A 21,419-nucleotide genomic window follows, 5' to 3' on the forward strand; every position below is an offset into this window, starting at 1 on the left:
AGCGATGACAGTTAATTACACGCAAGCGCTACGCGGTCAGTTTTTCGATATGACTCAAACCGGGACACATCCCGACGAATTACTGGCTAATGCTCGTCATCACGAAGATGCAGTGCTGTTCCTTAATCAAGGCACTGTAGTTGCGTTGTTGCCATGGGAAGAAGGGCGCAGCTATCTGCGTGCTGAAAATGATTACATTGATTATCGCGGTAAGCTGATTATCCCGGGCTTCGTTGATACCCATCTGCATTATCCACAAACTGAAATGATTGGTGCTTATGGTGAACAACTATTGGAATGGCTGCAGACCTATACCTTCCCGGTTGAAAGCCAATATCAGGATAGTTCGCATGCGGAAAAAATGTCAGCCTTCTTCCTTAGCCAGTTACTGAGTAATGGTACAACCACGGCACTGGTATTTGGCACCGTACATCCGCAATCGGTCGATGCGCTTTTTAGCGCGGCAGAACATCTCTCGATGCGGCTTATTGCCGGTAAAGTGATGATGGACCGCAACTCTCCGGAATATCTCACGGAAACACCCGAGCAAAGTTACCTGCAGACCCGCGAACTTATTCAACGCTGGCACAAAAAAGGGCGGCTGAACTATGCGCTGACGCCACGTTTCGCGCCAACATCCTCACCGGAATTACTCGCTGCGGTACAAACGTTACGTGAAGAGTTTCCCGATACCTGGCTGCACACTCATCTTAGTGAAAACAGCGATGAAGTCGCTTGGGTAAAAAGTCTGTGGCCGGAATCCGAAAGCTACCTGGGCGTCTATCACCAGTATCAATTGACGGGGAAACGCAGCGTATTTGCTCATGCTATCCACTTGCAGGAGTGCGAATGGGATTGCCTGCATCGAACCGAATCGGCAATCGCCTTCTGCCCAACCTCTAACCTGTTTCTCGGTAGTGGCTTGTTTAACTTAAAGCAGTGCCATGACCGAGGGATCCGCATGGGCATCGGTACCGATGTGGGCGCAGGCACGACCTTTAATATGCTGCAAACGCTGGCTGAAGCGTACAAAGTCGCGCAACTTCAAGGTTACCGTTTGTGTGCCAGCGAAGCGTTTTATCACGCAACCCTTGGCGGCGCTCATGCGCTGGATCTCGACGATAAAATTGGCAATTTCTTACCCGGCAAAGAGGCCGATTTTGTGGTGTTGGATTTAGCGGTCACTCCGCTGCAAAAACTACGCTACGCCAATAGTCGCGATATCTATGAAAAATTGTTCGTGCTGATGACGCTTGGAGACGATCGCAACATCTGGCACACCTGGGTCAACGGCAAATGCGTGTGGCAGCGAGATGCGCTGGAGGTCGCGGCATGATTCAATTTTTGCTAAATCAAACATTAAAAACCCTCGACGATGTGGACCCGAACACCACCGTGCTGAACTGGTTACGCGGCAGTGAGCATCGTTGCGGCAGCAAAGAAGGGTGTGCATCTGGTGATTGTGGGGCCTGTACGGTAGTGCTCGGTCAAGTCGAAGGCGAGAATATGCGCTACCAGACGGCAAATGGCTGTATCACACTCGTCAGCCAGCTCGCAGGCAAACAACTGCTGACGGTGGAAGATTTATCGCAAGGCAGTGAGTTGCATCCGGTACAGCAGGCGATGGCGGATTGCCATGCATCACAATGCGGCTTTTGTACTCCAGGTTTTGTTATGTCGGGATTTGCGCTGCAAAAATCTCACGCATCCGCACAGCGCCATGAGATTGAAAAAAGCCTTGCGGGAAATCTTTGCCGCTGTACTGGCTATCGCCCAATCATTGACGCTATGCAGCAAAGCTGTGTAACCACGCAAGATCAGTTCACTCGCACTGAATCGCAAACTGTGTCGCGATTAAAAGCGCTACAACCAACGGAGATGGTAGAGCTGACGAAATCCAACCGTTGCCTGTTACCTAAAACAGTTTCCCAGTTAGCTGTACTTTATCAACAAAATCCGCAGGCAAGCTTGCTGGCAGGGGGCACCGATCTGGCGCTGACGATAACCCAGCAGTATCAATCACTGCCATTGATTATCGGGCTTAACCAGATTGATGAACTTAAGACGATTACGGTGACGGAAAGCCAGATTCGTATTGGGGCGATGGCAACGTTGCAGGCGTGTCAGGACGCCTTACAACCTTTAATTTCGGCGTTTGCGCAGGTACTTGATCGTTTTGCCTCTGCGCAAATTCGCAACCACGGCACACTGGTAGGGAATTTGGCGAATGCTTCTCCTATCGGCGATGGGGCGCCGATGTTACTGGCTCTGGGTGCTGAACTCGAACTGCGCTGCGGCGACACCGTGCGCATACTGCCGCTGGATGAATTCTTCCTGAGCTATCGTAAAACCGCTTTGCAGCCCGGTGAATTTATCAGCGCGGTGCTGATTGAGCGCGCTGCTATCGCCCCGACATTTTCCGCGTGGAAAATCTCAAAGCGAATGGATGATGACATTTCGACGGTATTTGGCGCATTTAACCTGCATTTCAATGATGGCGTGGTGACAAGTGCAAAGCTGGCATTTGGTGGCATGGCTGCGATCCCGGCGCGGGCTAAACGTGCTGAGCAAACGCTTTCAGGCTTACCATTCACACAGCAAACATTAGACCTGGGATGTCATGCACTGGCTGCAGACTTCCAGCCGTTAACAGATTTCCGGGGTTCAGGTCGTTACCGTTTGATTGTTGCGCAAAATCTACTCAGGCGTTTGCTGTTACAACAAACCGAACCCGGTTATTTGCTGGAGGTAAAAAGCTATGTCAACTAATCCGGTGCGCCTTTCAGAGCAGGCATTAATTGAGCAATTTTCCCGTGAAATGAGTGGTGGAGCGGGTAAGAGCCGTAAGCATGAAAGTGCTGATAAGCATGTGAGTGGTAAAGCTGAATACATTGATGACAAGCTGACATTGCCGGGTATGTTGTATCTGTGCCCGATTCTTAGCCAACATGCTCATGCGCGAATTACCAGAATCGACACTACCGAGTGTTACTCCGTTGCTGGCGTGGTGCGAGTCTTTAGCTGGCGGGATGTTCCCGGCGAACTGGACATTGGCCCGTTGGCACCAGGCGATCCGCTATTTGCCCGAGATCTGGTTGAATACCACGGGCAGGTTGTACTGACTGTGGCTGCTGAAACGTCCGAGGCGGCGCGCGCTGCGGCACTCAAAGCGGTCATTGAATACGAAGTTCTTGAGCCGGTGCTGGATGTCGAAGAAGCCTTGCGCCGCGAGCTATACGTGCAAGAACCGCACGTTCAACAATGTGGCGATGCAGAGCGAGCACTGATTTCAGCATCGCATCGTATTCAGGGGCAATTTCATATCGGCGGGCAGGAACACTTTTATCTCGAAGGGCAAATTGCCGTGGTGCAGCCAGGTGAAGACGGCAGCGTTATGGTCTGGTCGTCGACCCAACATCCCACTGAAGTACAAAAACTAGTGGCATCAGTGCTGGGTGTAACGATGAATAAAGTCACTGTTGATATGCGCCGTATGGGTGGCGGCTTTGGTGGCAAAGAAACGCAGGCTGCGGGGATTGCCTGCCACGCGGCGCTGGTTGCCGCGTTAACCGGACGACCGGTGAAAATGCGCCTTTCGCGTCGTGACGATATGCGTATCACCGGTAAACGGCATCCGTTTTTTGTGCGCTATGACGTAGGCTTTACCGACGAAGGAATCCTTAACGGCGTGGTAATCGATCTGGCGGCCAACTGCGGTTACTCGCTGGATCTGTCGGGATCGATCTGCGATCGCGCGATGTTCCATGCCGATAACGCCTACTATCTGGGTGATGCCAGAATAACAGGCTATCGCTGTCGTACGAATCTGGCATCCAATACGGCATATCGCGGGTTTGGCGGGCCGCAGGGGATGGTCGCCATCGAACAGATTATGGATCACATTGCTCGTGAACTCGGTCTTGATCCGCTGGAAGTGCGTAAACGTAATTACTACGGTGATACTGAGCGTAACGTCACGCACTATCACCAGACGGTTGAATACAACATCATGCCGGAAATCACCCGCCAGCTTGAGGCAAGCGCTGATTACCATAAAAGGCGCGAACAAATCAGCGAATTCAACCGCCATAGCCCAGTGTTAAAACGTGGCCTGGCGCTCACGCCGGTCAAATTTGGCATCTCTTTTACCTCCAGTTTTCTCAACCAGGCCGGTGCACTGTTGCTGATTTATACCGATGGCACGGTGCAACTTAACCACGGTGGCACGGAAATGGGACAGGGGTTGAATACCAAAGTGGCGCAGGTGGTTGCCGACGTGCTGCAAATTCCTGTGGAACAGATCCAGGTTACGGCGACCAATACTGGGAAAGTGCCCAACACCTCACCAACGGCAGCGTCATCTGGTGCCGATCTTAATGGCAAAGCCGCAGAAATTGCGGCGCTGGCTATTAAAGAACGGCTGGTGGAAATGCTATGCCGTTTGCACAAATGCAGCGCTGAACAGGTGGCGTTTCGTAATGGCGTGGTGAAAGTCCCGGGGCGGCATTTTAGCTTCGCTGAGATCGCCAACCTGGCGTGGTTGAATCAGGTGCCTCTATCAGCAACCGGATTCTACAAAGTGCCCGGTATCCATTACGATCGAGCGGCTGGGCGCGGGCAGCCGTTTTACTATTTCTCCTACGGCGCGGCATGTTCGGAAGTGATTATCGACACGCTGACGGGCGAATATCGCCTGCTGCGCACGGACATTCTGCATGATGTTGGCAATTCGCTGAATCCTGCGCTGGATATTGGCCAAATCGAAGGGGGGTTTGTGCAGGGCGCAGGTTGGCTCACATGTGAAGAGCTGGTGTGGGATGAAAAAGGGCGACTGCTGACCGACAGCCCGATGAGTTACAAAATCCCGGCTATCAGCGATGTGCCAACCGACTTCAGAGTTAAGTTGCTGGAGAATCATGCTAATCCGCAGCACACGGTTTATCGTTCCAAAGCCGTGGGCGAACCGCCATTTATGTTAGGGATTTCAGTGTGGTGCGCTTTGCAAGATGCGGTGGCAAGCGTCTCGAATTACCATAAACACCCGCTGTTAGATGCCCCTGCAACGCCGGAACGCGTTTTCTGGGGCTGTCAGGAGGTGCCATGAATGATGAATGGATTAGCATTCTGATGCAGCTACGCGAGCGCCGCGAACCGTGCATATTGCTTACGCTGTTGGCTGACAAAGGCTCAGTGCCGAGAAATTGTGGCACCAAGATGATTGTTGGGCCAAAGCAGAATTTCCTGACTATCGGTGGTGGGCATCTTGAATTCCAGTGCATTGCGATGGCCCGTGAGATGCTGGAAAAGCAGGCTACAACACCGCATACCGAGCATTTTAATCTTGGCGCGCGGCTAGGGCAGTGTTGTGGCGGCATGACCACTGTTTTATTTGAACCGCTAATCCAGCCGCAGCCACACATCATGGTTTTCGGTGCAGGCCATGTAGGGCAAGCGCTGGTGGCATTATTATCAACGTTACCCTGTCACATAACCTGGGTAGATGAGCGTCCTGATATGTTTGCAGCGGCCCCAAAAGGGGTAACAACCTTGCAGGCGGAAGATCCGTTGGACGCCGTTAAATCCGCACCAGCACAAAGTTACTTCATCATCATGACACATCACCATCCGCGCGATCTTGAACTGACCGAAGCGATACTTAAACGTGGCGATTACCGCTATCTGGGCTTGATTGGTTCGCAAACCAAACGGCAACGCTTTGAATATCGCCTGGCAGGAAAAGGGATTACGGCTGAACAACTCTGTACGCTGCGTTGCCCGGTTGGCCTGCCGGATGTGAAAGGTAAACTTCCGGCAGAGATCGCCGTCGCCATCGCCGCGGAGATTATTGCCGTGTATCAGGCGGCCAGTTGAGCTATAAGTTATCTTTTGCGGTCAGCAGGAGTGCAGCATGCAAACGGAAAACCCGTTTTATCACATCAGTTTATTGCCCTATCAAGCCCCTCACTTTGATGACATCCAGGATAGTCACTATCGTCCGGCGTTTGATGAAGCTAAGCGCATCAAGCGTGACGAAATCGCGGCGATTGCGAATGAAACAGCGCCACCCACTTTTGAAAATACCTATCTGGCGCTGGAAAAAACCGGGCAGATGTTAGGGCGAGTCACCAATGTCTTCTTTGCCATGACATCAGCGCACACTAACGATTATCTGCAACAGTTGGATGAAGAATTTGCCGCTGAATTAGCAGAGCTTGCCGATGAAATGCGCCTTAATACCATGCTGTTTGAGCGTCTGGATAGCGTTTATCAACACCGCAACTCAGCAGGGCTAGATGAAGAATCTCTGCGCCTGGTTGAAGTCGTCTGGCAGAGTTTTAGGTTTTCGGGTGCAACGTTAAGTGATGAAAAAAAAGCACGTCTTAAGGTGCTGAATAAAGAAGCCGCCCAGCTTAGCAGCCAGTTTAATAATCGTCTGCATGCAGCGGATAAAGCCGCAGGCCTGGTGGTTGATGATGTACAGCAACTGGCTGGTTTAACACCGGCAGAAATTGCCTCTGCGGCGCAACATGCCAGTGCTAAGGGCCTGAATGGAAAATACTTAATCCCATTACTTAATTTCACCCAGCAGCCCGCGCTGCAATCACTTCAAGACCGGCAGACGCGTGAGAAACTGTTTAAAGCGGGTTGGTATCGCACTGAGCAAAATGATGATAACGATACGCGTACTATCGTCTCGCGCCTGGCCACACTGCGTGCAGAACAGGCGCAATTGCTCGGTTTCGAAAATTATGCTGCCTGGAAAATTGCCGACCAAATGGCGGAAAAGCCGCAGGCAGCACTGCAATTCATGCGTGACATCGTGCCAGCTGCCACCGCACGCGCGCAGCGTGAACTGGCTGATATTCAGCAGATCATTGACGAACAACAGGGTGGATTTAAAGCCGAAGCCTGGGACTGGGCATTCTACGCAGAGCAAGTCAGACGTGCGAAATACGACCTTGATGAAGGGCAAATTAAGCCTTATTTCGAGTTGAACAATGTTCTAAGTAATGGCGTTTTTTGGGCAGCCAGCCAGCTATTTGGTCTGAATTTTGTCGAGCGCTTTGATATCCCTGTCTATCACGACGATGTGCGCGTGTGGGAAATCTTTGATAAAGACGGGCGCGGCATGGCGCTGTTCTATGGCGATTTCTTTGCTCGCGACAGTAAAGGTGGCGGAGCATGGATGGGTAACTTTGTTGAACAATCCACGCTGCTGGATAAAGCTCCGGTGATTTATAACGTTTGCAACTACAACAAACCCGCAGCCGGTGAAGCTGCGCTTATCTCCTGGGATGATGTCGTTACGCTATTCCATGAATTTGGTCATACCCTACATGGGTTATTTGCCACCCAATGCTACGCGATACTTTCTGGTACTAATACACCGCGCGACTTCGTTGAGTTCCCTTCGCAAATCAATGAACACTGGGCGAGCCATCCTCTGGTGTTTGCGAACTACGCGCGCCATTATCAGACGGGTGAGGCGATGCCTGATGCGTTGAAAGAGAAGTTATTGCGTGCCGCACGCTTTAATAAAGGCTACGACATGACGGAGTTGCTTGCTGCAGCATTACTGGATATGAACTGGCACAATTTACCGGCTGGCAGTACGGTTGAAGATGTGGCGCAGTTTGAAACGCAAGCGCTGGAAAGTGAGCACATTAATCTTCCAACCGTTCCTCCGCGTTATCGCAGCAGTTATTTCGCGCACATCTTTGGTGGCGGTTATGCGGCAGGTTATTACGCATATATCTGGACGCAAATGTTGGCTGATGACGGCTATCAATGGTTTGTGGAACAGGGCGGGTTGAATGCTCAAAACGGGCAGCGTTTCCGTGAGGCGATTTTGTCACGAGGTAACAGTCGGGAACTCAAAGCGCTCTACAACGATTGGCGTGGACATGCACCTTACAGCGAACCCATGCTGGTTAATCGTGGTTTAAAAAGCTAAATATGAGCAAAGAGAATAAAAAATGCGCCATTCGGCGCATTTTTTATTGAACGCTAATCTAGCGCGGGAAAGTGCGAGGTTTACCCTCGTTATCAACAGCAACATAAATAAAAATGGCTTCTGTCGCTTTATAGCGCTGGCCAATTGGCTCAGACGAGACCTTTTTCACCCAAACTTCCACATTAATGGTAATAGAGCTATTGCCGCGTTTGATGCAATTAGCATAGCAACACACCACATCGCCTACGGCGACAGGTTTAAGAAACGTCATCCCATCAACACGGACAGTGACGACACGACCATGGGCAATTTCTTTAGCCATAATCGCGCCACCCATATCCATTTGCGCCATCAACCAGCCGCCAAAGATATCACCGTTAGCGTTGGTGTCAGCGGGCATGGCTAAGGTGCGTAATACCAGTTCCCCTGCGGGAGTGTCTTGTTGCGTCATTTCACGTTCCAAAAAGTCATCATGGATTTAATCGTTGTTGAATTTGCTTAATATTTTTCGCTAAACGCTAATTTATCACATTTGTGATTATTATGGCCTGCCGCCGCCCTTGGGCGCTCGGTCTTGAGCAATATGATGCGCGAAAAGCCCTAAGCACACAAAGCTAATAATCACATTAATAAACTGTCTACTATCCGCAACACTGTTGCACCTTCTAAAGCACGTTGCCTCGTATTAACTAAAGCATCCTGCAACGTACTACGTGTTTTTATTATTTAGTGGGCGAATGTTTATATGAAAAAAACTCTTCTTTTGGCGGTTGTGATGACATGCGGGATCGGTTCGGCAATGGCGCAAAACGTGACTGTCGATGTGCCAAGCGGCTATAAAGTTGTGGTGGTACCGTCTTCAGTCACCGTTTCCCAGGCGATCAACGTCACTACCACACCACAGACCGTGTACGTTGCTCCCGCTCCAGCGCCTGTAGCAGCCTATCATCCACGTGCACGCCATGTTGCAAGCGTAGCGGAAGGGATGGTGATTGAACACCAATATGACGACCATCACTAATCGCGATTAAACGTATTACTGATAAAAATGCCCCGCTCAATTTGAGCGGGGCATTTTTATATTCAGAGGTAATCGCTGTTGATTTTAAACGCGGTTATTTCTCTTCCTGCGGCATGTGGCGATAAATGTAGACGCCACTTAGTAGGGTAAATACCAGCGTCGCAGCCGTCAGGCCAAACACTTTAAAATTGACCCACACGCTTTGTGGCAGCCAGAACGCAACATAAATATTCAACGCACCGCAGACGATGAAAAACAACGCCCACGCGACGTTCAAACGTGACCACACGCTTTGTGGTAGAGAGATCTCTTTGCCCAACATACGTTGAATCAACGGTTTACCCATCACCAACTGGCTAATCAGTAATGCGGCAGCAAACAGGCCGTAGATCACGGTGACTTTCCATTTGATAAATTCATCATTATGGAAGAACAGCGTCAGGCCGCCGAAAACGGCCACCATCAGGAAGGTAATCAGCGCCATTTTTTCTAGCTTGCGGAATTTATACCAGCTATAGACCAGTGCAAAACCGGTGGCGACGATGAGAGCTCCGGAGGCCACATAAATGTCGTACATTTTATAGAATGCAAAGAAAACAATCAGGGGCAGGAAGTCGAGAAACTGCTTCATAATCTGTTCCGTAAAATGACTCCTGAGCCCTCAGTTCAAAGGTTCAGGAGTAAGTGAATGTTATTGGCGTACCAGCATATATAAACGGAATACGTAGATAAGCAACACCGCAGAAATCAGGTTGCTTATCGTATTTGCTATCACCCCGCCAACAGCAGGTGACAGTGCTGCAAATGAAGAAGCGAGCATCAGGAGTGCAGTTTTTGCCAGTAACCAGCTAATCACTGCAGGTGCAACGAGGCGCATATTTCCCCAGGCAAGACGCATACTGCCGCGCATCGACTGGAAAATCCCTACTTTATCCTGCACGACCATAACCGGTGCAAATGAAAGCAGAATTGCCAACAGCACGCCCGGTACCACAATCAGCATGATGCCGATTTGCACCAGGAAGGTTGTCAGGAACATCAAAATAAAGATTTTAGGCAACACTGGAGCCGACGTACCAATCGCACGCAGCGCACTCACGCGCTGTCCGGCACTCACCATCTGAATTAAAACCAATACACTACCCGCAAGGATTGCATTGCCGATCAGACCCGCAAATGTCGACGCCGCAGAGGCTTTAAGTAACATTTGCTGCTGCTCAGGTGTCATGTTTTGCACAAGATCAAACAGCCCCATGCTATTCGATAAATTATCTCCCTCGCTAAGGATAGACATTTGCTCGTCGCTGGGTGAAAAGGCGTGACCGATCACAACCGAAATAAAGGCACAAAGTAAAGCGATCAGTAAGACAGTAACAAACTGATTGCGTAGAAAATTCCCCGTGTCACGGTACACAGAACCCGCCGTGATAGACATGCACTCTCCTTGATGTTGCTCGGTTAAAAAACAGCGGGAATTGTACCCTGGATGAAGGGCGCTGGCACCGACAAGATGCGCGCTATAAGTAAGTTACTGTCAATGTGAAAATTGATTTGGAGTAGACATTGCCGTTTTGCCAATAAGTGAACATAAAATAGACCAGAGGCAGACTTTGGGCTTGATGCCGCACAGCTGCACTATAGCGAATATTTCGTTGTCTGCTCAGTTAACCGTCAGACGCAGGCATAAATTTTCGGGGTAGGGAGAAAAGTAGTTTTGCGTCAGCAGGTAGCTGTCCGGGTACTCGCCCAGATAATGATTCAACAGGGTGAGTGGGGCAAGGAGTGGTAACAGCCCATCACGGTAGTGAAGGATCACGTCGCGTAGCTCCCCACGTTGGCGAGTATTGAGTTGATTACGGAAGTAGCCCTGAATGTGCATGAGTACGTTAGTGTGATTTTTACGCGATGCAGGATTTTTCAGGATCGTCATTAGTTTTTCGCGATACTCAACGAAGAAAGTATCAAGATCTTCCCACTCGTGCAGCGAGGCGACGAAAGGCCCAATTTCCCTGTATCCTGGCTGGTGATGAGCTAGCAACTGAAGTTTATAGCGGCTGTGGAATTCCAGTAGTGCGCGGCGAGTCAGGCCATTTTCACGCAGAGTATTGAGTTCGTGCAAGGCGAAGACACGCTCGACAAAGTTTTCACGCAGGACCGGGTCGTGAAGGCGACCATCCTCCTCTACGGGCAGCCACGGGAATTTTTCCAGCAGCGCACCGGTAAACAGACCCACTCCCTCTTTGCGTCCGCGATTCCCTTTTTCGTCATACAGCCGTACGCGTTCCATGCCACAGCTCGGTGATTTCGCGCAGACAATAAAGCCTGACAGATTAGCCTGCTGTGGTAACCAGGAGTCAGCGAATTTGACCATTTTCTGGGTAACGTCATCGTGAGGGGCATGGCTAAAGCGCATCCGGATATCGCCTTCTGTAGTCTGGACCAGGCGCAAGGCCGGGCGTGGAACGGGCAGGCCGATGGCCATCTCCGGGCAGATGGGTTTGAAGGTAACCCAATGAGACAACTCGTCCATGACAAAACCCATACGCTTATGACCGCCGTCAAATCTTACTGTTGAGCCGGTTAAACAGCCGCTGATCCCAATGATAGGTTTAGTGTGCATGGTGTAACCCTCTTATTGCTCTTTGCGGATAGGTGGCGTATCGACGACGGATGGCATTGTGCGCATGAGTCTCCCCTGGCTGTGGGGATGTTTTTTAATCGTATAATTAAACTTAGACAATTAAAATTATTTGTACAAGTTTATAGTGAGGTGGTTTTTATTTTTCAACAATATCAATTGATTATTTATGTCCGTTTTTGCTGTGCTTAATGGTTTTTTTAAAAAAGACATGCCAGATAAGTAACTTTTTACAGTTGCTTATCATGGAGAGGGAACGGGTGTGGGGAAACGGTTTTAGAGCGAAATAACGTCGAGCGAAACGACCTGTTGCTGCCAAATTGCGATCTGTTTTTTGCGGGCAGCGGTAACTTTACCGGTGGTGACCAGCAGCCAGTTTCGCTCCGGGAAGATCTCGGGTGCCAATATGGCAGGCGGCACGGGGAGCACGTCAATACGATACCCTTGACCCGTGCGTTTAAGCACTTCGAGCCAGATTTCACATGGGTCGCTAAGGTGCCAGCCTGTGATCAGGTAATTATCTCCCGGCGCTTTTTTATCACCCTCGAGGCAAAATGAGGTATAGGAGATGATGATGCCATCGAGGACTTCACGCAACGTCATCATCGCGGGGATGTTGGCCGAGACTTTACTGCGCAGCGGCCGCAGGACTTCGGTGACTATCTCTGGGCGCGGATACTCGCGGCCTGAATCGTAAATCTGCTGACGCAAAGATTCGATTTTTCCCTCTTTCAACTTCTGCAACATGCTCTCCTGAAGGGTGAGCCAGTTGTTTGTGCGGCGTGCTTCCGGACGGGCCAACAAGGGCTTCACCTGGCTGACAGGGACACCCTTTTTCACCCAGTCGAGAATTTTAAGCGCCTGTTGGACATCGTCATCACTATACAGGCGGTGGCCGCCATCGGTGCGCAACGGTTTGATTAAACCATAACGACGCTGCCAGGCGCGTAGTGTGGTTGCGTTTATCCCGCAAAGCCGGGCAAATTCACCGATGGAATAGGGCATAAAGTACACCTGATGACAAAGATTAATCTCAATATACTACGAATATTTGCTGCCTGAATGAAGAGCAGGGTGTTTGCACTACACTTTACTTCCAACCGCGCAGACGAAAGGAGGTCTTATGAAGCTATGGCCCGTTGTAACCGGTGTTGCTATCGCACTGACACTGGTTGCTTGTAAATCTCCCACGCCACCGAAAGGCGTTCAACCAATAACTAACTTTGATGCCAACCGCTACCTTGGTAAATGGTACGAAGTCGCTCGCCTTGAAAATCGCTTCGAACGTGGACTTGAGCAGGTAACAGCTACCTATGGCACGCGCCCCGATGGCGGTATCAGCGTACTCAATCGTGGATATGATCCGATTAAAAACAAATGGAATGAGAGTGAAGGGAAAGCCTCATTCACCGGTGCACCTACAACAGCCGCGCTCAAGGTTTCATTCTTTGGTCCGTTCTACGGCGGCTACAACGTGATACGGCTTGATGATAATTACCAGTACGCACTGGTGAGTGGGCCGAACCGTGACTATTTGTGGATACTGTCGCGTACGCCAACCATTCCGGATGCGGTGAAGCAAGATTACCTGAACACCGCGCGCAGTCTCGGCTTTCAGGTCGATCAGCTAGTGTGGGTGAAACAATAAATTACCTGGAGTAGATAGTAATATTCAAAACCACCTTGCTCTGATGCCCTATTCAAATAAGGCCACCTGTTCGGTGGCCTTAAACAATTTGTTTTTAGGTTTATCTTATTTGTACAAACAAAGTGCTCACTCAATAAGCCCTATCAGTGAAGTTCAAGTCTAACTAACTCCATCGGGCAGAACACCCCTTCGCAACCTTCGATTTCAACACATTCAGAACGACGAATTTGCTCGGCTGATTTACCTTCGCCGTGAATGGTCTTAATGACACCAGTCAGACCTTTATTGAACACCATAACACGGCTGCCAGTTGTAATAGCGTTACGGTAGCAATCATAGGTCAACATCATCATTCCTCCTTTTTTGTTGTATTGAGACGAGATGATTTAACGGCAAATAAATAGATCTTCACGGGCAAATATGTTTTGAGCTAAATCAAAATTTTCTAAATTTTTGATGCTCAAGAAAAGACCAAAGTCGATTAGCTAAACAAAGTGTTTTAACCACCAGTCAAATGGGCAGCACTGCAGTGCTGCTCAATTTCGCTCTTGATGCTGAATAACGTTACCTGTACCAGATCATGTCTTGCTACGGATCAAACGACATAAAAGGTGTGACTTTAAGCAAAATGCGAAAAATTAATCCAGATCATTAAATGTTAAATTATCCAATGAAGTGTGATCGATGCTAGATCACTTTGTACCCAATAATGGGTATATTCAGCCCGCTTTATAAAACCATAACAAGGAGAGGGCTATGAAAAAATTATCTGTGGCGTTACTCGCATTAACCTGTTTGTCTGGTGAAGTGTTGGCGCATCAACAAGGTGAATTCTTCATGCGTGCGGGTTCTGCAACCGTGCGCCCAACGGAAGGTTCTGACAATGTGCTTGGCATGGGCGGTTTTAGCGTCAGCAACAATACCCAACTGGGACTGACATTTGACTATATGGTGACCGATAACATCGGCATTGAGTTGCTCGCGGCTACACCTTTTCGCCATCGCGTTGGTTTAGGCCCGACAGGTGATCTGGCTACCGTTCGCCAATTACCACCAACGCTGATGGCGCAGTGGTACTTTGGTGATGCGAAAAGCAAAGTGCGTCCATATATTGGTGCCGGCATTAACTACACCACCTTTTTTGATACCGACTTTAACCAGACTGGCAAAGATGCTGGCTTAACCGATCTTAGCGTGAAAGATTCATGGGGGGCGGCGGGGCAAGTCGGGCTGGATTACATGGTTAATGATAACTGGCTGTTGAACATGTCCGTCTGGTATATGGATATCGATACCGAAGTGAAGTTTAAAGCAGGTGGTGAAGAGCAGAATATCAAAACACGGATCGACCCGTGGGTATTTATGTTCTCGGCAGGTTATCGCTTCTGATATTAAGAGAATGTCGGATGCCGCAAGGCGATATCCGACATTTATTTCAGCCTAAATTTAAGATTAAGCTGTGCGTGTTGCAGCTTTCAAACTCTGAACAAACGCTTTCAGCTCACTTAGCATCACATCAGGCTTATCCAGATTCTTCTCGATAATTTTCACGATGGCAGAACCAGAAATCGCCCCTGCTGCACCTGCGCTGATGGCATCTTTAACTTGTGAAGGTTCGGAAATCCCAAAGCCCTGCAATGACGGTGCGGCACCAAACTCTGTCAATTTCTCTACCAGATGATGAAGCGGCAATTGCGCGCGCGTTTCGGCGCCCGTTACACCGGCACGAGATAACAGGTAGGTATAACCGCGGCCGTGCGTTGCGATTTCACGCAGCAGCGCATCATCAGCGTTCGGCGGGCAAATGAAGATAGGTGCGACATTGTGGCGCATTGCTGCCTGGCGGAAGGGCGCAGACTCTTCGATTGGCACATCGGCAATTAACACCGAATCGACACCGACTTTGGCACACAACGCGTAAAACTCGTCTATGCCACGGTTATAAACCAGGTTGGCATACATCAGCAGGCCAATCGGAATGGTCGGGTGTTTCTGGCGAATCGCTGCCAGCATTTCAAAGCACTGCGTTGGTGTAACGCCTGCGGCAAAGGCACGTAGTGCCGCATTCTGAATGGTAGGGCCATCTGCTAACGGGTCGGAGAAGGGAATGCCCAGCTCCAGCGCATCGGCACCCGCTTCAATGAGCGCGTCGATAATCTTTAGCGATTGCTCCGGGGATGGGTCACCAAGTGTTACGAAAGGAACAAAAGCGCCTTCCTTACGAGCTTGCAACTGTTCGAATGCGTGTTGATAACGTTCCATTAGATTTCCCCTCGCGCTTTCAAAATGTCGTGAACGGTGAAGATGTCTTTGTCACCACGGCCGGAGAGGTTTACCACCAGCAGCTGTTCTTTTTCTGGATTTTCTTTGATCATTTTCAGCGCGTGCGCCAGTGCATGGGAAGATTCCAGGGCCGGGATAATGCCTTCACTGCGACACAACGTTTTGAATGCTTCAAGTGCTTCGTCATCGGTGATGGACACATAATCGGCGCGGCCAATGCTGTTCAGGTGCGCATGCTGTGGGCCTACAGACGGGAAATCCAGACCGGCAGAAATAGAATAAGATTCTTCAATCTGGCCTTCGTCAGTTTGCATCATCGGGGATTTCATCCCGAAATAGATGCCAACACGACCATGTTTCAGCGGTGCGCCGTGCTCGCCGCTTTCAATACCGTGCCCGGCTGGCTCAACACCAATCAGGCCGACTTTTGCATCGTTGATAAAGTCTGCAAACATACCGATGGCATTGGAACCACCGCCCACACAGGCGATAACAGCATCTGGCAGACGGCCTTCTTTTTCGAGAATCTGCGCTTTGGTTTCTTCACCGATCATGCGCTGGAACTCACGCACGATGGTCGGGAATGGATGCGGGCCTGCTGCGGTGCCGAGCATATAGTGCGCGGTGTCATAGCTGCCAGACCAGTCGCGCAATGCTTCGTTACAGGCATCTTTCAGCGTGGCGGAGCCGCTATGTACTGGAATCACTTCAGCACCCATCAGGCGCATACGGAACACGTTCGGCGACTGACGCTCCACGTCTTTTGCACCCATATAGATGCGGCATTTCAGGCCGAGCAGGGCGCTTGCCAGTGCAGAAGCCACGCCGTGCTGACCGGCACCCGTTTCGGCGATGATTTCAGTTTTGCCCATTTTCTTAGCAAGCAAAGCCTGGCCGAGAACCTGGTTGGTTTTGTGTGCGCCGCCGTGCAGTAAATCTTCACGTTTTAAATACAAGGTGGTTTTGGTGCCAGCTGTCAGGTTACGGCATTTGGTCAGTGCAGTTGGGCGGCCTGCGTAGTTTTTCAGCAGGTCATTAAATTCAGCCTGAAACTCAGCATCGCTTTGCGCGGCAACAAACGCTTCTTCTAACTGACGCAGTGCAGGCATCAGGATTTGTGGCACGTACATGCCACCAAACTCACCGAAATAGGGATTAAGTAAAGTCATGATATTTTCCTTAGTAAGCCCGCAGCGTCTGGAAGACGGCTGCCAGCTTGTTAGCATCTTTAATACCCGGTGCGCTTTCGACACCTGAGTTGAAATCTAAACCTATGCAGCCTGTTGTTGCTGCTTCGACGCAATTATCTGCACCCAGTCCGCCAGCCAGAATGACGTTTTCCAGATTCTGACCTGCCAGGAGGGACCAATCAAAACGCTGGCCGCTGCCGCCCTGGCCGTTGTCGAAGAGGTATTTGTCGACGTGGTTTAAATCACGCGCCGGTAAACTCTCTTTCACGCTCAGGGCTTTCCAGATTTGCACGTTCGCCGGAAGTATTGTGCGTAACTCGTCGATATATGCCTGATTCTCATCACCATGCAGTTGCACAGCAGACAAAGTGAATTTTTCGGCTTTCTGCACTACGTCACTCACCGGAGTGTTGCGGAACACACCAGCAAATTTCAGTGGGGCTGCGGTAATCACCGATGTGGCGGTTTCGTCGCTAACAAAGCGCGGTGAGGATGGCACGAAGATCAGGCCGCCATAGATAGCACCTGCTTCATAAGCAGCGCGGGCATCTTGTGGACGTGTCAGACCACATACTTTGTTTTCGCCTAACGTCACACGGCGCACCGCTGCGTTCAGATCGTCCTCGCCCATCAAGGCTGAACCAATCAAGAAGCCATTAGCGTAGTGGCTAAGTTCGCGGATTTGCCCGTAGTTGCTGATGCCAGACTCGCTGATAACTGTCACTCCGTGTCCCAAACGTGGCGCTAATTGGCGCGTACGGTTCAGATCGATGGACAAATCACGCAAGTCACGGTTGTTGATACCGACAACTTTAGCGCCCAGGGTGATTGCGCGCTCGAGCTCTTCTTCATTGCTCACTTCGGTCAGCACGCCCATATTCAGGCTATGTGCCACAGCGGCAAGCTGACGGTACTGCTCGTCGTTAAGAACAGACAACATCAACAGACAAGCATCGGCCTGATAAAAACGGGCCAGGTGAATCTGATACGAGTCGATAATAAAGTCTTTGCACAATACTGGCTGCGTGACGATGTTGCTGACGATAGGCAGGAAATCGAAGCTGCCCTGGAAATATTTTTCATCAGTCAGTACTGAAATAGCGGAAGCGTAATGTTTATAAACATTCGCAATACGCGCCGGGTCGAAATCATCACGAATCACGCCTTTAGATGGAGAGGCTTTTTTGCACTCCAGAATGAAGGCGGTACGGGCACCTTGCAGTGCGTGATAGAAGTTACGTGTCGCCGGTACAATGTTGTTCTGGAAACTTGCCAGGGGTTGCTGTTGCTTACGCGCTTCAACCCAAATCGCCTTATCATCGACGATCTTCTTTAATACGGTGTCCTGCATGACTTATCCTCTTCCTGCAAGTGCTGTTACCCGGTCGTATGCTGCGCCGCTGCGTAATACTTCCAGCACTCGTTGTGCGTTCGCTTTGAGATCTTCTTGCCCATGTAGACGCATTAACATTGCGACGTTTGCCGCCACAGCGGACTCATGAGCTGTCTCTCCTTTACCTTGTAACAGGCGGCTGAGAATGTCACGGTTTTCTTCCGGTGTGCCGCCTGCAAGCTGGTCCTGGTGATAAGCAGGAAGGCCAAAGTCAGTCGCTTCCAACTGGTAGCTTTTGATCTCGCCGTCATGCAGCTCTGCAACTTGTGTGGTGGCATGCAGTGAAACTTCATCCATTCCACCGCTATGTACGACTGCTGCCCGTTTGTAACCCAACACGCGCAGTGTTTCAGCAATCGGCAGCACCAGTTCCGCACTATAAACGCCAATCAACGCCATTTGTGGATGTGCCGGGTTAATCAAGGGCCCAAGCACGTTAAACAAGGTGCGCGTCTTTAACTGCTGACGCACAGGCATCGCATGGCGGAATCCGGTGTGGTATTTCGGTGCGAACAGAAAACAAACGCCCAAATCATCAAGTGCTTTCCGAGATGATTCGGCACTCATTTCAAGATTAATACCAAACGCGGCCAGTAAGTCGGAAGAGCCAGATTTACTGGAAACGCTACGGTTACCGTGTTTCGCCACTTTCAGGCCCACGGCCGCAGCCACAAATGCGCTGGCAGTGGAAATATTGATGCTGTTGCTGCCATCGCCACCAGTACCGACAATATCGGCAAACGGATAGTCCGGGCTTGGGAATGGCGCTGCGGCTTCGAGCAATGCGGTGGCTGCACCAGCAATCTCATTAGGATGTTCACCACGCACTTTCATACTTACCAGTGCTGCCGCCAACTGTTCTGGCTTGAGTTCACCGCGCACAATTCCGGCAAATAGCTGGTGGCTCTCTTCACGGCTGAGGGTTTGCGCTTTATACAGTTTGTCGAGAATCGGTTGCAGCGTGTTGGCTTGTTTTAACTTCAGCAATGCCCAGTCGAGAGTCTGCTCAAGTAAACGCGCGCCGTGAGTGGTCAGAATCGATTCCGGGTGGAACTGGAAACCACACACACGGTCAGCATCGTGGCGAACGGCCATTACCATGCCATCAAAATGAGCGTTGATGGTTAAACCCGCAGGAATATTGCTGCCAACTAATGAGTGGTAGCGCGCAACCGGTAGTGGGTTGGGTAAACCGGCAAACATGGCTTCGCCGTCATGGGAGATAATTGATGCTTTACCATGCAGGATTTCACCCGCCTGGCCGACATAACCACCATAAGCTTCAACAATAGCCTGATGACCCAGACAGATACCGATAATCGGCAACTTACCACGCAAACGAGTCAGCAATTCAGGCATACAGCCCGCTTCACTTGGCGCGCCAGGGCCTGGTGAGAGCATCAGAACCGGGTTGTCCATGGTTTCCAGTCGCTCAATTAAGGTCTGTGCGGGAACATGGTTACGGTAGATGACGACATTGTGTCCGTTAGCACGCAGCTGATCGGCCAGGTTATAGGTAAACGAGTCGATATTATCGAGCAGCAGAATGTCAGCCATCAGAAAATCTCCTGTGCGTGATGCGCGGTAGCGATAGCGCGCAGTACAGCGCGGGCTTTGTTACGGGTTTCGTCAGCTTCAGACTGAGGTACGGAATCAAGCACTACGCCAGCCCCTGCCTGTACCGTGGCGATGCCGTTTTCGACATAGGCGGAGCGAATAACGATACAGGTGTCTAAATCACCATGAGCGGTGAAGTAGCCGACGGCACCGCCGTAGCTGCCACGGCGAACACCTTCAGCTTTGGCAATCAACTGCATAGCGCGCACTTTCGGGGCGCCGCTCAGCGTGCCCATATTCATGCAGGCCCGGTAAGCATGGAGTACGTCGAGGTCTTTATGCAGTTCGCCAACAACCCTAGAAACCAGGTGCATCACAAAGGAGTAACGGTCGACTTTAGTCAGGTCAGCAACATAACGACTGCCCGGCGTGCAAATACGTGCCAGGTCGTTACGCGCCAGGTCAACCAGCATTAGATGTTCGGACATCTCTTTATGGTCAGTACGCATTTCTAGCTCAATGCGGCTGTCGAGGTCACGATCAAGCGAGCCATCAGCACGGCGACCGCGTGGACGAGTACCGGCAATGGGGTAAATTTCAATCTGACGTGATTTCGCATCATATTTGAGCGAGCTTTCTGGTGACGCACCAAACAGAGTGAAATCGTTATCCTGCATAAAGAACATGTACGGGCTTGGGTTGCTCTTCTTCAGTGTCTGGTAAGCGGCAAGTGGAGAAGGGCACGGTAGTGAGAAACGGCGCGATGGGACAACCTGGAAAATCTCACCGATGCGAATGGCTTTCTGCATTTTGCGCACCACATCGCCAAACTCTTCATCGCTCTGATTGCATTCGCAGGTCATGCGTTCAACTTTTTGCACTGGCAACGCAGAAGGTTCCTGTTGCAACTGCTTGCTAAGTTGTTCAGAACGCTGAATCAAACGCTGCTTTTCAGAAGCTGATGGGGTGAACAAGCTGGCCTGAATGCGGGTGTGTTTTTTCTGATGGTCGATAACCAACAATGTTTCTGCCAGGTAGAAACAGTAGTCAGGGCAGTTGTTGTCTTGCTTGAGAGCGGGCAAGTCTTCAAACCCTGCAACCAGATCGTATGCAAACAAGCCGCCGAAGAACATCGCTTCACGCTCGTTTTCGGGCACTGTTACCAGCTCCTGCATGATACGGAACGCATCAAAAACTGACAGGGAACACAGGCGCGCGTCTTCATCCAACAGCGAACTGATAGCCGGGAAGCGCAGCACGCGGCCTTGTGGGGAATGCTTATTCTCAACGCCTGCAGGCAGCGCCGCATCCAGCAATGGAAGCAATGATGCACCATTCTCTGAAAGGGCGTGAATAGTGACAGTGTCACCCAAGGCGGTAATACGCAGCGCACTGTCAACTAACAGCAGGCTTTTTAAATCGTCCTTACTGTCGATATCGGCGGATTCGAGCAGCAAGGTTGCAGGACGTGCGCCGCACAGCTGGTGAAAAACGGCTGTCGGGTTATCACGATATGGCGCGTCGTTAATCAGTAATTCGAGCGCTGGTTTTTGTGTTTGCATTTTTTGCTCTCATATTTTGTTCAAAAAAAAGCCCGCTTCATTGGCGGGCCTGGTATCTGGGCTGAACTACAGCCATAGCGATTACACTGCCCGTTATCAGGAAGTACGCCACCAGCTATGCATGCGGATTATCGCTTTCATTATCAGATACCTTTCTCGCGTGAACTTGCGTA

At 50.5% G+C, this 21,419-nt stretch carries 19 protein-coding genes and 1 other annotated feature; of the genes, 8 read left to right on the top strand and 11 right to left on the bottom strand.

The genetic code is table 11. The annotated features are described in order from the left end of the window. The first annotated feature begins 4 nt into the window (after positions 1-4). From guaD to dcp, 5 genes are read left to right on the top strand one after another with little or no spacing between them, the layout of a single operon-like run. The gene (gene guaD / locus IX31_RS01675) at positions 5-1,336 is read left to right on the top strand and encodes a guanine deaminase (protein WP_034455408.1); all 1,332 of its coding nucleotides are present in this window, start codon (positions 5-7) and stop codon (positions 1,334-1,336) included. After that, positions 1,333-2,769: a xanthine dehydrogenase small subunit gene (xdhA, locus tag IX31_RS01680; RefSeq protein ID WP_034455409.1), complete on the top strand. Its 1,437-nt coding sequence runs from the start codon at positions 1,333-1,335 to the stop codon at positions 2,767-2,769. Before guaD ends, xdhA begins: the two co-directional genes overlap by 4 nt. Next, complete coding sequence (xdhB, locus tag IX31_RS01685; RefSeq protein WP_034455410.1) at positions 2,759-5,104, top strand: xanthine dehydrogenase molybdopterin binding subunit; 2,346 nt, start codon at positions 2,759-2,761, stop codon at positions 5,102-5,104. Before xdhA ends, xdhB begins: the two co-directional genes overlap by 11 nt. Next, the gene (gene xdhC, locus IX31_RS01690) at positions 5,101-5,871 is read left to right on the top strand and encodes a xanthine dehydrogenase accessory protein XdhC (RefSeq protein WP_034455411.1); all 771 of its coding nucleotides are present in this window, start codon (positions 5,101-5,103) and stop codon (positions 5,869-5,871) included. The genes xdhB and xdhC overlap by 4 nt, the downstream gene beginning before the upstream one ends. Before the next feature lie 37 nt (positions 5,872-5,908). Next, a complete protein-coding gene (gene dcp / locus IX31_RS01695) occupies positions 5,909-7,954 on the top strand; it encodes a peptidyl-dipeptidase Dcp (protein WP_034455412.1) in 2,046 nt (681 codons plus the stop codon). A 58-nt stretch (positions 7,955-8,012) separates the two neighbouring features. Here dcp and yciA read toward each other — a convergent pair whose 3' ends face one another. Continuing rightward, positions 8,013-8,405 (bottom strand): acyl-CoA thioester hydrolase YciA, encoded by a 393-nt coding sequence (gene yciA, locus IX31_RS01700; RefSeq protein ID WP_034455413.1) that lies wholly within the window; start codon positions 8,403-8,405, stop codon positions 8,013-8,015. Positions 8,406-8,699: 294 nt separating this feature from the next. On the opposite strand from yciA, the gene IX31_RS01705 reads away from it, so the two are divergent. Beyond that, entirely contained in the window at positions 8,700-8,975 is a 276-nt protein-coding gene (locus IX31_RS01705) for a hypothetical protein (protein WP_034455414.1), read from the top strand. Positions 8,976-9,069: 94 nt separating this feature from the next. Here IX31_RS01705 and IX31_RS01710 read toward each other — a convergent pair whose 3' ends face one another. From IX31_RS01710 to IX31_RS01725, 4 genes are all read right to left on the bottom strand, one after another. Beyond that, positions 9,070-9,606 (bottom strand): septation protein A, encoded by a 537-nt coding sequence (locus IX31_RS01710; protein WP_034455415.1) that lies wholly within the window; start codon positions 9,604-9,606, stop codon positions 9,070-9,072. Between the two features lie 60 nt (positions 9,607-9,666). Beyond that, the gene (locus IX31_RS01715) at positions 9,667-10,410 is read right to left on the bottom strand and encodes a YciC family protein (RefSeq protein WP_034455416.1); all 744 of its coding nucleotides are present in this window, start codon (positions 10,408-10,410) and stop codon (positions 9,667-9,669) included. 225 nt (positions 10,411-10,635) lie between these two features. After that, entirely contained in the window at positions 10,636-11,595 is a 960-nt protein-coding gene (locus IX31_RS01720; protein ID WP_034455417.1) for a YbgA family protein, read from the bottom strand. A gap of 294 nt (positions 11,596-11,889) precedes the next feature. Then, positions 11,890-12,618 carry a MerR family transcriptional regulator gene (locus tag IX31_RS01725; RefSeq protein WP_034455418.1) on the bottom strand — a complete coding sequence of 243 codons (729 nt, stop codon included), beginning with the start codon at positions 12,616-12,618 and terminating at the stop codon, positions 11,890-11,892. 118 nt (positions 12,619-12,736) lie between these two features. On the opposite strand from IX31_RS01725, the gene IX31_RS01730 reads away from it, so the two are divergent. Beyond that, complete coding sequence (locus IX31_RS01730; RefSeq protein WP_034455419.1) at positions 12,737-13,261, top strand: lipocalin family protein; 525 nt, start codon at positions 12,737-12,739, stop codon at positions 13,259-13,261. 143 nt (positions 13,262-13,404) lie between these two features. Here the strand turns inward: IX31_RS01730 and ydfZ are convergent, their stop codons facing one another. Then, a complete protein-coding gene (gene ydfZ, locus IX31_RS01735) occupies positions 13,405-13,608 on the bottom strand; it encodes a putative selenium delivery protein YdfZ (protein ID WP_034457048.1) in 204 nt (67 codons plus the stop codon). A 409-nt stretch (positions 13,609-14,017) separates the two neighbouring features. On the opposite strand from ydfZ, the gene ompW reads away from it, so the two are divergent. After that, on the top strand, positions 14,018-14,650 hold the full coding sequence (gene ompW, locus IX31_RS01740; protein ID WP_034455420.1) for an outer membrane protein OmpW: 633 nt from the start codon (positions 14,018-14,020) through the stop codon (positions 14,648-14,650). 63 nt (positions 14,651-14,713) lie between these two features. On the opposite strand, the gene trpA is transcribed toward ompW, so the two are convergent. The 5 genes from trpA to IX31_RS01765 are packed head-to-tail and all read right to left on the bottom strand — an operon-like array spanning position 14,714 to position 21,246. Then, the gene (gene trpA / locus IX31_RS01745; protein WP_034455421.1) at positions 14,714-15,523 is read right to left on the bottom strand and encodes a tryptophan synthase subunit alpha; all 810 of its coding nucleotides are present in this window, start codon (positions 15,521-15,523) and stop codon (positions 14,714-14,716) included. After that, positions 15,523-16,716, bottom strand: a complete 1,194-nt coding sequence (gene trpB / locus IX31_RS01750; RefSeq protein ID WP_034457050.1) for a tryptophan synthase subunit beta — start codon at positions 16,714-16,716, stop codon at positions 15,523-15,525. Before trpB ends, trpA begins: the two co-directional genes overlap by 1 nt. 7 nt (positions 16,717-16,723) lie before the next feature. Then, positions 16,724-18,085, bottom strand: coding sequence for a bifunctional indole-3-glycerol-phosphate synthase TrpC/phosphoribosylanthranilate isomerase TrpF (trpCF, locus tag IX31_RS01755; protein WP_034455422.1), 1,362 nt, complete (start codon positions 18,083-18,085; stop codon positions 16,724-16,726). A 3-nt stretch (positions 18,086-18,088) separates the two neighbouring features. Then, positions 18,089-19,684 carry a bifunctional anthranilate synthase glutamate amidotransferase component TrpG/anthranilate phosphoribosyltransferase TrpD gene (trpD, locus tag IX31_RS01760; protein WP_034455423.1) on the bottom strand — a complete coding sequence of 532 codons (1,596 nt, stop codon included), beginning with the start codon at positions 19,682-19,684 and terminating at the stop codon, positions 18,089-18,091. Then, on the bottom strand, positions 19,684-21,246 hold the full coding sequence (locus IX31_RS01765; RefSeq protein WP_034455424.1) for an anthranilate synthase component 1: 1,563 nt from the start codon (positions 21,244-21,246) through the stop codon (positions 19,684-19,686). Before IX31_RS01765 ends, trpD begins: the two co-directional genes overlap by 1 nt. 22 nt (positions 21,247-21,268) lie before the next feature. Continuing rightward, positions 21,269-21,366: a sequence feature (Trp leader region), on the bottom strand. Positions 21,367-21,419 lie beyond the last annotated feature (53 nt).

Origin of the sequence: Buttiauxella noackiae (assembly GCF_000737905.1) — a bacterium.
In the GTDB taxonomy this organism is placed as follows: domain Bacteria; phylum Pseudomonadota; class Gammaproteobacteria; order Enterobacterales; family Enterobacteriaceae; genus Buttiauxella; species Buttiauxella noackiae.